Source organism: Elioraea thermophila (ex Habib et al. 2022) (assembly GCF_003336755.1).
Classification (GTDB): domain Bacteria; phylum Pseudomonadota; class Alphaproteobacteria; order Acetobacterales; family Acetobacteraceae; genus Elioraea; species Elioraea thermophila.
Window position 1 is genome coordinate 20,919 of sequence record NZ_KZ851832.1, and the last position, 14,702, is coordinate 35,620.

The 14,702-nt window shown below is 70.7% G+C and carries 15 protein-coding genes; 4 read left to right on the forward strand and 11 right to left on the reverse strand.

Annotated features, from left to right (window positions below; translation table 11 throughout):
* Positions 1-49 precede the first annotated feature (49 nt).
* From phnC to phnE (DWB05_RS01445), 3 genes are read left to right on the forward strand one after another with little or no spacing between them, the layout of a single operon-like run.
* Entirely contained in the window at positions 50-883 is an 834-nt protein-coding gene (phnC, locus tag DWB05_RS01435) for a phosphonate ABC transporter ATP-binding protein (RefSeq protein ID WP_114374303.1), read from the forward strand.
* 31 nt (positions 884-914) lie between these two features.
* The gene (phnE, locus tag DWB05_RS01440; RefSeq protein ID WP_114374305.1) at positions 915-1,739 is read left to right on the forward strand and encodes a phosphonate ABC transporter, permease protein PhnE; all 825 of its coding nucleotides are present in this window, start codon (positions 915-917) and stop codon (positions 1,737-1,739) included.
* A 13-nt stretch (positions 1,740-1,752) separates the two neighbouring features.
* The gene (phnE, locus tag DWB05_RS01445) at positions 1,753-2,571 is read left to right on the forward strand and encodes a phosphonate ABC transporter, permease protein PhnE (RefSeq protein ID WP_114374307.1); all 819 of its coding nucleotides are present in this window, start codon (positions 1,753-1,755) and stop codon (positions 2,569-2,571) included.
* 54 nt (positions 2,572-2,625) lie between these two features.
* On the opposite strand, the gene DWB05_RS01450 is transcribed toward phnE (DWB05_RS01445), so the two are convergent.
* From DWB05_RS01450 to DWB05_RS01500, 11 genes are all read right to left on the reverse strand, one after another.
* The gene (locus DWB05_RS01450) at positions 2,626-3,102 is read right to left on the reverse strand and encodes a nucleoside deaminase (RefSeq protein WP_114374309.1); all 477 of its coding nucleotides are present in this window, start codon (positions 3,100-3,102) and stop codon (positions 2,626-2,628) included.
* A 14-nt stretch (positions 3,103-3,116) separates the two neighbouring features.
* Positions 3,117-3,674 carry a tetratricopeptide repeat protein gene (locus DWB05_RS01455; protein WP_157967027.1) on the reverse strand — a complete coding sequence of 186 codons (558 nt, stop codon included), beginning with the start codon at positions 3,672-3,674 and terminating at the stop codon, positions 3,117-3,119.
* 11 nt (positions 3,675-3,685) lie between these two features.
* Positions 3,686-5,032, reverse strand: coding sequence for a glycolate oxidase subunit GlcF (gene glcF / locus DWB05_RS01460; RefSeq protein WP_114374313.1), 1,347 nt, complete (start codon positions 5,030-5,032; stop codon positions 3,686-3,688).
* Positions 5,033-5,044: 12 nt separating this feature from the next.
* Positions 5,045-5,347: a hypothetical protein gene (locus tag DWB05_RS01465; protein ID WP_114374315.1), complete on the reverse strand. Its 303-nt coding sequence runs from the start codon at positions 5,345-5,347 to the stop codon at positions 5,045-5,047.
* Positions 5,348-5,377: 30 nt separating this feature from the next.
* Complete coding sequence (locus DWB05_RS01470) at positions 5,378-6,589, reverse strand: FAD-binding protein (protein WP_114374317.1); 1,212 nt, start codon at positions 6,587-6,589, stop codon at positions 5,378-5,380.
* A gap of 4 nt (positions 6,590-6,593) precedes the next feature.
* Positions 6,594-8,027 (reverse strand): FAD-linked oxidase C-terminal domain-containing protein, encoded by a 1,434-nt coding sequence (locus tag DWB05_RS01475; protein ID WP_114374321.1) that lies wholly within the window; start codon positions 8,025-8,027, stop codon positions 6,594-6,596.
* Between the two features lie 113 nt (positions 8,028-8,140).
* The gene (gene ykgO / locus DWB05_RS01480; protein ID WP_114374323.1) at positions 8,141-8,266 is read right to left on the reverse strand and encodes a type B 50S ribosomal protein L36; all 126 of its coding nucleotides are present in this window, start codon (positions 8,264-8,266) and stop codon (positions 8,141-8,143) included.
* A 96-nt stretch (positions 8,267-8,362) separates the two neighbouring features.
* The gene (locus DWB05_RS01485) at positions 8,363-9,313 is read right to left on the reverse strand and encodes a methyltransferase domain-containing protein (RefSeq protein ID WP_114374325.1); all 951 of its coding nucleotides are present in this window, start codon (positions 9,311-9,313) and stop codon (positions 8,363-8,365) included.
* Positions 9,314-9,404: 91 nt separating this feature from the next.
* A complete protein-coding gene (locus tag DWB05_RS01490) occupies positions 9,405-10,805 on the reverse strand; it encodes a TIGR03013 family XrtA/PEP-CTERM system glycosyltransferase (protein ID WP_114374327.1) in 1,401 nt (466 codons plus the stop codon).
* Between the two features lie 60 nt (positions 10,806-10,865).
* Positions 10,866-12,092, reverse strand: a complete 1,227-nt coding sequence (gene acdA, locus DWB05_RS01495) for a 3-sulfinopropanoyl-CoA desulfinase (RefSeq protein ID WP_114374330.1) — start codon at positions 12,090-12,092, stop codon at positions 10,866-10,868.
* A gap of 47 nt (positions 12,093-12,139) precedes the next feature.
* Positions 12,140-12,829, reverse strand: a complete 690-nt coding sequence (locus DWB05_RS01500; RefSeq protein WP_157967028.1) for a DUF533 domain-containing protein — start codon at positions 12,827-12,829, stop codon at positions 12,140-12,142.
* 137 nt (positions 12,830-12,966) lie between these two features.
* Here DWB05_RS01500 and DWB05_RS01505 point away from each other — a divergent pair, with 137 nt between their 5' ends.
* Positions 12,967-14,604 carry a sensor domain-containing phosphodiesterase gene (locus DWB05_RS01505; RefSeq protein ID WP_114374334.1) on the forward strand — a complete coding sequence of 546 codons (1,638 nt, stop codon included), beginning with the start codon at positions 12,967-12,969 and terminating at the stop codon, positions 14,602-14,604.
* Positions 14,605-14,702 lie beyond the last annotated feature (98 nt).

The following is a 14,702-nucleotide window of genomic DNA, read 5'->3' on the forward strand; positions in this document are numbered from 1 at the left end:
GGGCGGCGGCCACGATCCGCTGCCCCGACATCTTTGCCGGAGCCGAAGCATGCTGACGATCGAGGGCCTGACCAAGCGCTATCCCACGGGCGATCTCGCCCTCGACAACGTCTCGCTCACCGTGCCGAAGGGGCAGGTGATGGCGCTGATCGGGCCCTCGGGCGCGGGCAAGTCGACCCTGATCCGCTGCGTCAACCGTCTCGTCGAACCGAGTTCGGGCCGCATCGTGCTGGGCGAGACCGAGCTCACCCGCCTCGGCGATCTCGCGCTGCGCCGTGCCCGGCGGCGTATGGGCATGATCTTCCAGGAATACGCGCTGATCGAGCGGCTGACCGTGATGGAGAACGTGCTCTCGGGGCGTCTCGGCTACGTGGGCTTCTGGCGTTCCTGGTTCCGCCGCTTTCCGCTCGCCGACATCGAGGAGGCGTTCCGGCTGCTCCATCGCGTCGGGCTCGACCACATGGTGGACAAGCGGGCGGACGCGCTCTCCGGCGGGCAGCGCCAGCGCGTGGGCATCGTGCGCGCCCTGATGCAGAACCCCGAGCTGCTGCTGGTCGACGAACCGACCGCGAGCCTCGACCCCAAGACCTCGCGCCAGATCATGCGGCTGATCGTCGAACTGGCGAAGGAGCGGGGGCTCTCCGCCATCATCAACATCCACGACGTGCTGCTCGCGCAACAGTTCGCCGAACGCATCGTCGGCCTGCGGGCGGGGCGCATCGTGTTCGACGGCGCGCCGGACGAGATGACGCCCGAGGTTCTGACCCGCATCTACGGCGAGGAGGACTGGTCGAAGACGATCCGCCGCGACGAGGACGACGAGAGCGAGGACGGCGGGCCTGCCGCGGCGACCGATGCGCTGAAGGTGGTCGCCGCGCAGTGACGGTTCCCGCCGCGCAGCCCATACCCGGCCGATGACGACCGCCACCCTTCCCTTCGACGCCCGCGCCGCCGCCCGCGCTTGGCGCCCCCCACCGCTCATCGAAAGCGCCTGGCTGCGCTACGCCGTCTATCTCGGTGCCCTCCTTTATCTGGTCGCGGGCCTCGGTTCGGTCGAGGTGAACTGGGTCCGCGCGGCGGAGGGGCTGGAGCGCGGGGCGCAGTTCCTCGCCGCCTTCTTCCCGCCCGACTTCGTCACCCACTGGTACGAAATCGAGGAAGGGATCCTGGAAAGCCTGACGATGACCGTCGTCGCGACGGTGTTCGGCGTCATCCTCTCCGTGCCCTTCGCGCTGGGCGCGGCGCGCAACATTGCGCCGCTGCCCGTCTACCTCTTCTGCCGCGGCGTGATCGCGGCCAGCCGCACCTTCCAGGAGGTGCTGATCGCCATCCTGTTCGTCGCCATGTTCGGGTTCGGGCCGCTCGCCGGCATGATCACGCTGGCCTTCGCGACCATCGGCTTCCTCGGCAAGCTGCTCGCCGAGGACATCGAGGACATCGACGCGTCCCAGGCCGAAGCCGTGCGCGCGACGGGGGCGTCGTGGTTCCAGCTGCTCGCCTGGGGAATTCAGCCGCAGGTGTTGCCGCGCTTCATCGGCCTCACGGCGTATCGCTTCGACATCAACTTCCGCGAGAGCGCCGTGCTGGGCCTGGTCGGCGCGGGCGGCATCGGCGATACGCTCAACTCCTCGCTCGACCGCTACGAGTTCGGCACCTCGGCGGCGATCCTGCTCATCATCATCGCGATCGTGCTCGCCTGCGAATACGCCTCGGGCTGGATCCGCCGGGCGGTGCAGTGAGGAGGGCCGCACGATGCCGGTGATCACCAAGGCGGACGGAACGCGGCTCTGGGCGCGCCGCACCACGGCGGGCGATCTCGCCACCTGGTTCGGCTGGCTCCTTGGCGTGGCGCTCACCGTCGTCTGCTTCCAGTTCATCTCCGAGCACACGATCTGGGCCTTCGTCTGGGACGCGCCGCGCCAGGCGGCCGACCTGCTCGAGCGCTCCGTGCCGCCGCGCTGGGACTACGCGAACCAGCTCTGGAAGCCGATGTGGGACACGATCAACATCGCGACCCTCGGCACGCTGCTCGCGATCCTGATCGCCGTGCCGACGGCCTTCCTCGCCGCGCACAACACCACCCCCTCGCGCGCGCTCGTTCGCCCGATCGCCCTCTTCGTGATCGTCGCCTCGCGGTCGGTGAACTCGCTGATCTGGGCGCTCATCCTCGTCATCATCTTCGGCCCCGGCATGTTCGCCGGCATCCTCGCCATCGGGCTGCGCTCCATCGGCTTCATCGGCAAGCTGCTCTACGAGGCGATCGAGGAGATCGACCCGACCCAGGTGGAGGCGATCCGCGCGACGGGCGCCTCGGGCGCGCAGGTGCTGGCCTGGGGCATCGTGCCGCAGATCGCGCCCGCCTTCGCCGGCATCTCCGTCTTCCGCTGGGACATCAACATTCGTGAGGCGACGGTGTTGGGCCTGGTCGGGGCGGGCGGCATCGGGCTGCAGCTGCAGGCCTCGATCGGGCGGCTGGCGTGGGAGCAGGTGTCGATGATCCTGCTGCTCATCCTCGCCACCGTGATCGTCTCGGAATGGGTGTCGGCGCGGGTGCGCCACGCCATCATCTGAAGCGCGCTTGCCGGATCGGAGGCGGAGGACAATGGCGGGGCGGATCGTTCCGGGTCAGTAGGGGATGCGGTCGGCCTTCTCCGCCCAGGCGCGGAAGGGTGCACCGGCGTCCTCGCAAACGAGGCGAAGCAACCGCAGGCTCCGCGCCTGGGGGGGGCGGCGGAACTCCTCGACGATGAAGCGATCATCGAAGCCGGCGGCGGCGGCATCCTCCGCCGTGGCCGCGTACACGACACGCGCGGGCCGCGCCCAGTAGAGGGCGGCGAGGCACATCGGGCAGGGCTCGCACGAGGCGTAGACCGTGCAGCCCGTGAGCTGGAACGAGCCGAGGCGGGCGCAGGCGTCGCGGATCGCCACCACCTCGGCATGCGCGGTGGGGTCGTTGTCGCGTGTGACGCGGTTGCCGCCGCGACCGACGATCGCGCCGTCCTTCACCACCAGGGCGCCGAAGGGCCCGCCGCCCTCGGCGACGTTCGCCACCGCAAGCCGGACCGCCTCGGCGAGGAAGGCGCGATCGGCCTCGGCGGGCATTTGGGCAAGATCGCTCAAATGCCCTCGCCGAAGGCCTTGCGACGGAGCTCCCTCAGTCGGGTCTCCGCCCCAGCGAGCTTGGGATGGATGGCGAGTGCGGCCTCGAAGGCGCGAAGCGCCGCGATGTGGTCGCCGCGTCGTTCGTGGATGTAGGAGAGCCCGACCAGGGCGCCGAAATGCCGCGGCTCGCGCGCCAGCGCCTCGGCGATGTCGCGCGCCGCGTTCTCGAGCTCGCCGCGCCGGAAATACACCGTGGCCCGCTTGTTCCACCCTTCCGCGAGCTCGGGGGCGAGCGCGATCACGGCGTCGAAATCCTCGAGCGCGTCGTCATAGGCCTCGGCCTGCAGGTTGCGCAGCCCCCGCCGCATCAAAAGCTGCACGGTGGGTGAGCCCTGGCTTTGCCAAGTCGCCCAGATCTCCGCCTCGATCGCGCGCGCGGTGTCCTCGTCCGGGGCGAGCTTCAGTCCCTCGAAGAGCTGATCCAGAGTGAGGCGCGGGCGACGCTCCTGGGCGAAGGATGCCGGAGCCGCAAGCGCGAGCAGGAGACCGGGCAGGAGAAGCCGCCGCCGCATGGGTGGCATGGTCAGGCCGGCTCGGTCGCCAGCGCAAGCCTTGCGCGATCAAGTCCGCGCGCGATCGCCTCGGGCATCGGCCCGCCCGCCATCCAATCAAGCAAGGCCACGGTGTGCACGACGGGGATCCCCTCGCCCGAGAGCTGGGTGAGGCAGCCGATGTTGCCGGTGGCGACGAGGTCGGGGCGGGTGCGGCGGATGTTGTCGAGCTTGCGCGCCTTCAGCCGCGCCGCGATCTCCGGCTGCAGCAGGTTGTAGGTGCCGGCGGAACCGCAGCAGAGATGGCCTTCCGGCACATCGAGCACGGTGAAGCCCGCGCGCTTCAGCAGCGTCTTCGGCAGGGTGGTGATCTTCTGGCCGTGCTGCATCGAGCAGGCCGAGTGGTAGGCGACACGAAGCGGGATCGCCGGCCGCGTCGGCTCGTAGCCGAACGCGCCCAGGAACTCGGTGATGTCGCGCGCGAGCGAGGAGACCTTCGCCGCCGCCTCCGCCCAGGCCGCGTCGTGCCGCAGCAGGTGCGCGTAGTCCTTCACCTGGGTGCCGCAGCCCGAGGCATTGATCACGATCGCATCGAGCCCATGCGCGGTGATCTCGCCCATCCAGGCCGCCACATTGCGTTTGGCGGCCCGCCGCGACGCCTCCTCGTCGCCGAGATGATGCACGAGCGCCCCGCAGCACCCGGCATCGGGGTGGACGACCACCTCGACGCCGAGGCGGGTGAGCAGGCGGATGGTCGCCTCGTTGATCTCGGGGGCAAGCACCTGCTGCGCACAGCCCGCGAGCAGGGCCACGCGGGCCTTGCGCGGCCCGATCGCGGGATGGACGCGCGGGCGTTCGACATGGGAGGGTGATGGGATGTGCGCCGGCGCCAGCGACAGCATCGCGCGCAGCCGCCTGGCCGTCGCATTGCTTCCCGGAACCAGACGGGCGAATGGTCGGGCGAACCAGGCGCCCAGCAGGGCGAGGCGGAACAGCCCAACGCGCGGAAGGATCGCGGCGAGCACGGCGCGCAGGGCGCGCTCCGGCCAGGGGCGCCGATAGGTCTCTGCGATCCGGGCGCGGGCGTGGTCGACGAGGTGCATGTAATCCACGCCCGACGGGCACGTCGTCATGCAGGAGAGGCAGGTGAGGCAGCGATCGATGTGCGTCACCACCTCGGGCGAAGCCGGCCGCCCGCTCTCCAGCATGTCCTTGATCAGGTAGATGCGGCCGCGCGGCGAGTCGAGCTCGTCGCCGAGCAGCACGAAGGTCGGGCAGGTCGCGGTACACATCCCGCAATGCACGCAGGTGCGGAGGATTCCGTTGGCCTCCGCGATGCGCGGATCCTTAAGCTGGTCCTCGCTGAACAGCGTCTGCATGGCGAGGCGGCGTCAGCCCTCCGCCCGGCGCCCGTGGCCGGCGAGCACGAAGGCGAGGCCCAGGAGGGCAAGGTTCATGCCGTAGCTGCCGAGAAAGCCCTGCACCGAGGCAGCGCGCCAGATCGTCCCCGTCACCAGATCGGCGACGATGCCGAGGAGCGCGATCGCGCCGATGAGATAGCCGAGCCCCTGGCTTGCCCAGCTCGCGAGCGACCGCCCGCCCTCGCCGCGCACCGAGTCGGCGAACAGCATGGTGAGGCCGGTGAAGCCGAGCGCGAGCACCGGAAGGAGAAGGATGAGAACGAGCGTGGTCATGCGGGTCCCCTGAGGTGGCTGTGGAAATGATCAGACGCCGGCGAAGATCCGCCCCGGATTGAGGATGCCTTTCGGATCGAAGGCGTGCTTGACCCGGCGGGTCAGGGCGGCGAGCGGGGCTGGCTCTTCGGGCAGCCCCGGCACGGCGGCGCGGAGGGCGGGAGGCGCGCGCACCAGCCAGAACGTGCCTTGAGCGGAACGGACCGCTTCCGTCACGGAGCGGTGCGCTGGCTCCGTGGCCGGACCGACCACCCAGACGAGGCCGCCACCCCAGTCGAACAGGAACCTCGCCGGAAAGGCGCGCGACACCGCTTCGGCGAAGGCCGCCCCGCGCGAGGGGCGGAGGGACGCGCGCCACACTGCCTCGCCGTCACCGACACCGAGTGGTACGGCGTCGCGAACGCTTCGCCAAAGTGGGAGACTCGGGCCCTCGTCGAGGATCTCGGCAGGCCCGAACTCGCCGAGCGCGGCAGCGAGGGCCTGCGTGCGGCGGGGGATGAAGTCGGCGAAGTCCTCGAGGCGAAGGAGGGTCGCCGTACGTTCGCCGAGACCCGCCCGCGATGCCGCCTCCGCCGGCAGGTGCGCCGCCCCCGTCACCCCGAAGGGACTGCCGAGCCCGGCCGAGAGGGCGGCGATGCCGCGCGCGGCGTCGAGGCCGCGCAGCATCACGGTCGCGGTTCGTTCCGGCTTCGGCAGGACCTTGAGCGTGATCTCGCTCATCACGGCGAGCGTGCCGCGCGACCCCGCGACCAGCTTGGCGAGATCGAGCCCGGTGACGTTCTTCAACACGCGCCCACCCGAGCGGATCACCTCGCCCATGCCGTTCACCGCCCGCACGCCCAGCACATGGTCGCGCATCGCGCCGAGCGCGATCCGCCGCGGGCCCGAGAGGTTGCAGGCGATCACGCCGCCGATGGTCTGCGGCCCCTCACCGGGGCCGGTCAGCGCGCTCAGGTCGGGTGGCTCCGCGATCAGGTGCTGGCCCTTGGTGGCGAGGCTTGCCTCGATCTCCGCCACCGGCGTGCCGGCACGCGCGGCAACGACGAGTTCCGAGGGCGAATGAAGCGTGATCCCGGTGAGTGCGCGCGTCGTCAGCACCGCTGCCGCCTGGACGGGGCGGCCGAGACTTTCCTTGGTGCCGTTGCCGCGGATCGCGAGTGGAACGCCCGCCTCGTACGCCTCGGCGATCGCGCGCGCGAGTGCCCCTTCGTTCTCGGGCGCGATCGGCGTCGCAAGCGCCATCGCCTCACGCCGCCTGGGCGAATTCGGGGGGGAACACCTTGTGCGGGTTGAGCAGCCAGCCCGGGTCGAAGGCGCGCTTGACGCGAGCCTGCTGCGCCAGATCGGCCGGCGAAAACTGTTCGCGCATCAAGTCGCGCTTCTCGATCCCCACCCCGTGCTCGCCCGTGAGGCAGCCACCGAGCTCCACACACAGGCGCAGGATGTCGGCGCCGAGCGCCTCGGCACGGGCGAAACTCTCGTTGTCGTTGGCGTCGAACAGGATCAGGGGGTGCAGGTTGCCGTCGCCGGCGTGGAAGACGTTCGCCACCATGAGCCCGTACTGGCGCGACAGCGCCTCGATACGACGCATCGCCTCCGGCAGCCTGGCCGGCGGGATCGTCCCATCCATGCACAGGTAATCCGGGCTGATCCGCCCGATCGCCCCGAACGCGCCTTTCCGTCCTTTCCAAATCGCCGCACTCTCCTCCGCCGTGCGCGCGATCCGCACCGTGAGCGGATCGTGCCGGCGGCAGATCGTTTCGAGCCGTGCGAGGAGCGCGTCCTGCTCCGCCTCGTTGCCCTCCACCTCGATGATCAGCAGCGCCTCCGCCTCAAGCGGATAGCCAGCGTGCGCGAAATCCTCGCAGGCCCTGATGCACGGCTTGTCCATGAACTCGAGCGCGACGGGGATGATGCCCGAGCCGATGATGTCGGCGACCGCGGCGGCCGCGACGTCGGTGGCGCGGAAACCCACCAACATGGCGCGTGCACCCTCGGCGGCGCGGAGGATGCGCAGGGTGGCTTCGGTGACGATGCCGAGCTGCCCCTCGGAACCGCAGATCAGGCCGAGCCAGTCGTAGCCCGGCGTGTCGAGATGACCACCGCCGAGCTCCACGATCTCACCGTCCGGCGTGACGAGCGTGACGCCGAGCAGGTTGTTCGCCGTGACACCGTATTTCAGGCAATGTGCGCCGCCGGAGTTCATGGCGATGTTGCCGGCGATCATGCAGGCGAGTTGGCTCGACGGGTCGGGCGCGTAGAAGAACCCCTCGCCTTCGACCGCCCGCGTGACACCGATGTTGGTGACGCCCGCCTCGACCCGGATCAGACGGTCCTCGACACTCACCTCGAGGATGCGGTTGAGGCGCGCCACACCGATCACCACCGCATCCTCGAGGGGGAGCGCCCCGCCCGAAAGGCTGGTGCCAGCCGCGCGCGGCACCACGCGGATGCCGTTGCGCGTGCAGTAGCGCAGAACGGCGGCCACCCCCTCGGTCGAGTCCGGGAGGCAGACTGCGAGCGGCACACGCTTGTAGGCGGTGAAGCCGTCGGTCTCGTACGGCTTGAGGCGAGCGGGCTCGGCAATGACGTTGGCCGCGCCCACCAGCCGGGTGAGGTCGGCGACGATGGCCTCGCGCCGCGCGAGCACGGACGGGTCGGGCGTGGGCAGGGCAATCATCGTCTCCTCCCGGGGACCATGACGCGCAGCGGCGCGCAGGCGTGATCTATGGGCGGCGGGGAGAGGACGCAAGCACCCGGGGACCGCGCGGTCCCCGCTGAACGCGGCGGGCGTCAGCCCTGCCGGGTCTTCATGCGGGGGTTTTTCTTGTTGATCACGTAGACGCGGCCCTTGCGGCGCACGAGGCGGTTGTTCTTGTCGCGCACCTTGGCCGACTTCAGGGAGTTGCGGATCCGCATCGGAGTATTCCTTCGATCGAGCGCCGGCGCATAGAGGCTCAAGCGCGCGCTGTCAACCGCACCAGCTGCCCCGGGCCCTTGCGGGCGGAGAGAGCGTCAGCGGCGGATGGCGTGCCAGCGCAACAGGCGCAGGCGCCCGGCCCGCATGAGGTCGAGACGGCGAAGACAGCGTTCCGCCTCCTCGACGATCCTGGCGGCGTAGGCGGGTGCCGGGCGATCGCGTGCGAGATCCTGCACGAAAGACGACCAAGCGGTCAGTGTTTGGCTCATGTGGCGGCCGGTGATGTCCTCCACGATGCGCACATCGAGGCCTTGGCGTGCCATGAGCGCGGTCATCGCCCGTTCGCCGGCGAGATGCGGCTCCGTCCTCTCGCAGGCTGCCCACAGGGCGAAGGCCTTGGTGGCGGACGGGGTGACGTCGCCAATGACCAGATCGGTGAGCACGAGTTGCCCGGATGGTTTCACGCCCGCGACCAAGGCGCCGAGCAGGCTGAGCTTGTCGGCGTGGCGCCAGAACGCCTCGAGGGCGAGGGCGTGATGGAAGAAATTGCGGCGAATGGCGGGGGAGGCCGGATCGAGGTGCCGCAGCTCCGCCTTGCGCTCGAGCTTGAGCTTGGCGGAGAGGGCAGCGCCGAGGGCGGCGAGGTCGGGGTCACACTCGTATCCGGTGACGTAGCAGCCCCACTGCGCGGCGAGAGCCCGCGCCGCACCACCGAGGCCGGCACCGAACTGAAGCACGGAGTGGGCGCCGTTCAGGCCGAGGGGCTTGGCGAGCGCGAGCACCTCCTCCGCTCCGCCAGGCCCGAGGAAGCCCTCACCCCAGAGGCTGGCGAGGATGCGGAGCTTCGCCTCCGGCCAGCGCGGTTCGGCCGGGGCTTCGCTCGGAGCCGTCGGCTCGAGGCTCGGCTCGTGTCGCAGACCCGCCTGCGACCGTTTCTCCGTGTTCTCGCCCGCCGCCGGCAGCGGCGCGAACAGGGGCGGTGGCGTGGCCGCCCCCTTGTCGGCCCGTCCTTCACCCAGGCCGAACCAGGACCGGACGGATGCCATGCCAGCCAACATCGTGCGCGCCTCCAGCCAGCCATATCGCAGACGGAGGTTGGCGCGGCGTTAACGGGTGGTAGCGGCCGGCCTTCGGGCTTCAGCGCACGTTGCCGCCCGGCCAAAGGACGACGCGGAGGGTCTGGATGATGATCAGGACATCGAACAGGACGGAGAAGTTCTTCACGTAAAAAAGGTCGTAGGAGAGCTTCGACCGTGCGTCGTCGAGCGAGGCGCCGTAGGGGTAGTTGATCTGCGCCCACCCCGTGAGCCCCGCGCGCACCAGATGGCGTTCGTTGTAGAGCGGGAGTTTCTCGGCCAGGTCCTTGACGAATTCGGGCCGTTCCGGCCGCGGCCCGACGAAGGACATGTCCCCCTTGAGAATGTTCACCAGTTGGGGAAGTTCGTCGATGCGCATCCGCCGCAGGAAGCGGCCGATCCGCGTCACCCGCGGGTCGCCCTTCTGCGCCCACATCGCCCCCGCCCGCTCGGCATCCTGCCGCATCGTGCGCAGCTTGAGGATCCTGAACACGCGGCCGCCCTTGGTCACGCGCGCCTGGCGGTAGAGGATCGGCCCCCCGTCCTCGAGTTTGATGGCGATCGCCGCGCCGGCGAGGATCGGCAGGGTGAGGAAGAGCAGGATCGTGCTCACCACGATGTCGAGCGTGCGTTTGAGGAAGAGGTCGACGGCCGTGAAGGTGAAGCCGTCCGCATAAAGCAGCCAGGAATAGTCGAGCCGCTTCATGTCGACGCGGCCGATCTCCTTCTCGAGGAAGCGTTGGAACTCGTAGACCGGGAAGCCCCCCGTCCGGCAGGCGAGCAGCGCCTCCATCGGCATCCCCCGCCGCTCGTCGGGGGCGACCACCACCTGGTCGGCGTCGATCTCGCGGGCGATGGCGACGAAACCGTCCTCGGTGGTCACCACACGCGCCTCGGGATCCTCGGCGAGACGGGGGTCGATCCGGCCGAGGGCAGGGTGATGGACGAAGGTGATCTCCATGCCGACCGCCCGGCCTTCGCGTCGCAGCAGGAAGGCGAGTTCCCAGGCCCGTTTGCCGGTGCCGATGACGAGGATCCGGCGGCGGAAGGCCCCGCGGTCGATCAGCGCGAACATGACCACCCGCCCCGCCCAGCCGACGAGGGTGAACAGGATCAGGGCGACCGCGAACAGCGTCGCCGAACCCTCGGCGGCGAAGGGTGAAGGCAGGAAGGCCGCCGGCGCAGCGGCGACCAGGGCGCCGAGGCCGGCGGCGATCGGCACCCGGCCGAGGGACCGGCGCGTCTCGAGCAGCGCCTCGCGGCGATACAGACCGCTCGCGTAGGCGAAGAGCAGATAGGAGGCGACGAACAGCGCGAGCGGCAGGACGCCGGCCCGACGCTCCGGCGGCAGCGGGCTGAGGGCCAGGGCGGCAGCAAGCGGCCACGCGGCGACAAGCAGCACCAGTTCGATCAGGAACAGGGCCGTGCCGGCCGAGAGCAGCCTCAGATTGCGCGCGATCATGCCAGATGTCTCTACCGGCGGAAGAATGAAGGAGGGTTGAAACCTTTGGCGTGCCCCGCGTCACTCCGCTGCGCGGCGGCGCTCTGCCTCCCTCAGCCAACCGTCCCGCGTCTGCGGCAGGCGCATGCCCAACACATCGCCCGCCACCATGTTGCGCAGGATCTGCGCCGTACCGCCGGCAATGGTGAACATCCGGGCATCCCGCACGTGCCGTTCCATGGGGTTGGCGCGGGCGTAGCCGGCGGCCCCCCAGATCTGCAGCGCATCGTTGGTCACCTTCACTGCCGTTTCGGCGGCGAAGATCTTCGCCTGCGCCGCCAGCGCGGGATCGGGGAAGCCGGCAGGGCCGGCGCAGCGTGCGGCGCGCCAGATCAACAGCCGTGCCGCCTCGATGCCAACCGCCATGTCCGCGAGCAGCCACTGCAGCCCCTGAAACTCGGCGATCGGGCGGCCGAATTGCTCGCGACGCTTCGCGTACGCGACGGCCTGCGCAAAGGCGGCGCGGGCGATGCCGAGCGCAACCGTCGCCGCACCGACACGCTGCGCGTTGTAGGCGTCCATCAGCGCGGCGAACCCCTTGCGGAAGCCGCCCGGCGGGCGAAGCACCATGGCGTCCGGCACCGTCAGGTCACGGAATTCGAGCACGGTTTCCGGAATGCCGCGCACGCCCATCGCGTACTGGCGTTCGCCGACGATCAGCCCCGGCGGGTCGCCGTCGCCGCGGCGGACGACGATGAAGCCGGCAATACCCTGGTCGGCCCCGTCCTCGATGGCGCGGGCAAAGACGAGATGCAAGCGCGAGACGCCACCACCGGTGATCCAATGCTTGCGACCGTTCAGGATCCACCGGTCGCCGCGTCGCTCCGCCCGCGTCGTCATCGCGGTCGCCGCCGACCCCGCTTCGGGTTCGGTGATGCAGATCGCGGGCTTGTCGCCATGCACGAGCACCTGGTCGGCGGCGAGGCGCTTCTGCTCCGCCGTGCCGTAGGCCATGATCGCCCCGATCGCACCCATGTTGGCCTCGACCGTGATCCGCCCCGCGGCGGCACAGGCTGCCGCCATTTCCTCGATCACCAGCACGGCGTCGAAATACGAGGCTCCCCCGCCGCCCCATTCGCGGGGGATCGTCATGCCGAGGAAGCCCGCCTCCTTCAGATCCGCGACATGATCCCATGGGTAGGCCTCGGACGTGTCGATCGCGGCAGCGCGCGGCGCGATCCGCTCCTCGGCCAGACGGCGGGCGCGGGCACGGAGCGCGGTCTCAGCTGGCCCAAGGTCGAACGGCATCACCTGCTCCCGCGGTCCTCTGCATGCGCCGGAGTGTATCCCGCGGGTCAGCCTCCGGCGAGGCGCTCCTCGATCGCGCGTCGGGCGGCGGCGGACAGCCCCGTCAGCGCGGCGAAGCGATCAAGCCAAGCGCGTTCGGCGGCCGAAGCCTCACCGACCGCCAGGACGCACGCCGCATAGATCTGCGCCGCCAGCACGGGATCCGTCACCTCGCGCGCGATCGCCTCGACGGACGCAGGCTGGGCGAACTCCCTGAGCACGAGATCGCGCGCCTCCGCCTCGAGATCGACCCGGTCGAGCTGACCAGCGATCGCTTCACGCTCAGCGGCGTCCAGCGTGCCGTCCGCGCGGGCGGCGGAGATCATGGCCCGAATGGTCAGCAAGGCCTCTCTGTCCTCGGCTCCGACCGGTTCGGCGGGCGGAGAGGGTGCGGCAGGGGCGGACTCCCAAGGGTTGGGCGCAGCGGAGGCGGGCCCAGGGGCAGGCGTTGGCCGATCCGAGGGAGGCGGCGGTACTGGTCGAGGCAGCGGCGCCGGCTGGGTCGGCACGGGCCGGCCCGCCTTGGTCAACGCCTCCACCGCAAGCCCGGCCAGTGCGGCGAGAGCGGAGGCGGTGCGGCGAGACCCACCGATGCGCACATCGATCAGCGGGGCTGGCGTGCGACGGCGCGTGGTGCGACGCCTCGGCGGGGTGAGGACCCCACCGAGCAGAGCGCCCAAGAGGCGATTCGTGTCCATGGCCATCTCCCCGTCAGCGCCGACGCGCGTGGCGAGACTTGCCGGCTGCAGCTGGTCCAATCAATCGCCTTTGGGCCGTTCGCGCCCGGTTAAGCCTTCCTTCAGAGGGGCCCGGCACGATCACCGCCGAGGGCGCGATGGGACTCGAGCGGGTGCAAGGCGTGGCCGACGGCGCGGGCAATGGAGAGCAGGCTCGGTTCGGGTTGTCGGGGCGCGACCGCCTTGCCGCCTTCGCCTTCGCTGCCGCCGACCTGCTGGTCGAGGTCGACGCCGCCGGCGTCATCACCTTCGCCGCAGGTGCCTTTCCGTCGCGCTTCGGCTGCAGCCCGACAGAGGCGCTGGGGCGCCCGATCGCCCACTTCATCGCGGCTGAGGACCATCTCGCGCTCGAGGCCGGGCTTTCTGCGCTCGCCGCTCGCGGCCGCCTGAAGCCGACGGTACTCCGTCTGAACGATGCTGAACGTTCGGCGGTGAGCTGCGCCGGGCTCGCCATCGCGGAGATGGCGGGCCGCTTCTGCCTCGTGTTCGGACCGGTTCCGCTTGCGCCCCAGCGCAGTGCAGGGGCCGAGGCGGAGGGAGGGTTTCTCCGCATGGCCGAGGCGCGCCTGCGCAGCTCCGGTGGCGAGGCGGCGAAACTCGCTCTTTTCGAGGTCGAAGGCCTGGCGGAAGCGACCGCCATGCTCGGGCGCGACGCGCGGGAGGGTTTGCTCGATTCGATCAGCCGAACGCTGGGCGAGCAGGCACCCGCTGGCGCGGCGGCCGAGTTCGGCGGCGGACGCTGGGCCGTGCTGCACGCCGGCAAGGCGGACGCGGCGGCCATGGCGCGCGCCGTCGAGGCCGCGGTGCGGGAGCGGGCGCCGGCAGCGGCAGCCCCGCGCGTGCGGGGCTCCGACCTCGTGCTGGCCGCCCCGGGGTTCTCCACGGCGCAACAGGTGCGAGCGCTGCGGCTCGCTCTCGACGCCTTCGCCGCCGGCGGCAAGCGCGGCCTCGACACTTCGGGCTTCGGCCGCGGCCTCGAGGGGTTCCTGCACACCTTGTCCGAACGGGCGGAAGGGCTGCGGGCCAGGATCCGGCGCCGCGGCTTCCGTCTCCTGTTCCAGCCGGTGGTCGAGCTCGCTGGCCGACAAACGCACCACTTCGAGGCGCTGATCCGCCCGACGCCAGCTGCCGACGGCCAGCCGGAGGCTCCGCAGACCTTCGTCACCCTGGTCGAGGCCGCCGGCCTCTCCGCCGAACTCGACCTCGCCGTCGCGGCCCTTGCGCGCGACAGTGTGACCGCCTCTCGCGCCTCCCTGGTCGCGGTCAAGGTCTCTGCCCTCTCCCTCGGCGATGCATCCTTCCGCTCTTCGCTCGCCGCCACGCTCGATGCGGTACCGGAACTTCAGCAACGCCTGATGTTCGAGATCGCGGAACCCGCCGAGATCGCCGACGCCGAGGTGCTGCGCGCCGCGGTCGACCTGTTGCGAACGCGCGGCTTCCTGGTCGCGCTGGACGATGTGGGCTCGGCAGCCGCCAGTCTGCGTTGGTTGCGCGCGGTTCGCTTCGACTTCGCCAAGATTGACGGCGCGCTGATCCGCGCAGCCGTCACGGCTGAACGTGACCGCGACGTGCTCGCCCAGACCATCGACCTCTGTCGACAGACCGGGGCGGCGGTGATCGCGGAGCGCATCGAGACCGAGGAGGACGCACGGCTCGTCCGCGAACTCGGCGCCACGCACGGTCAGGGCCACCTGTTCGGCAAGCCGGGGCACCTGCCGGGCCTGGTCGGCCGCTGAGTGGAGCGCCGCCGGCGTGGTCGGACGGCCGCAGGCCGCCGAGAACGACCGCGAAACCCGTGAACCGCCGGACGCGGCAGGTTCAACGCATGCACGCT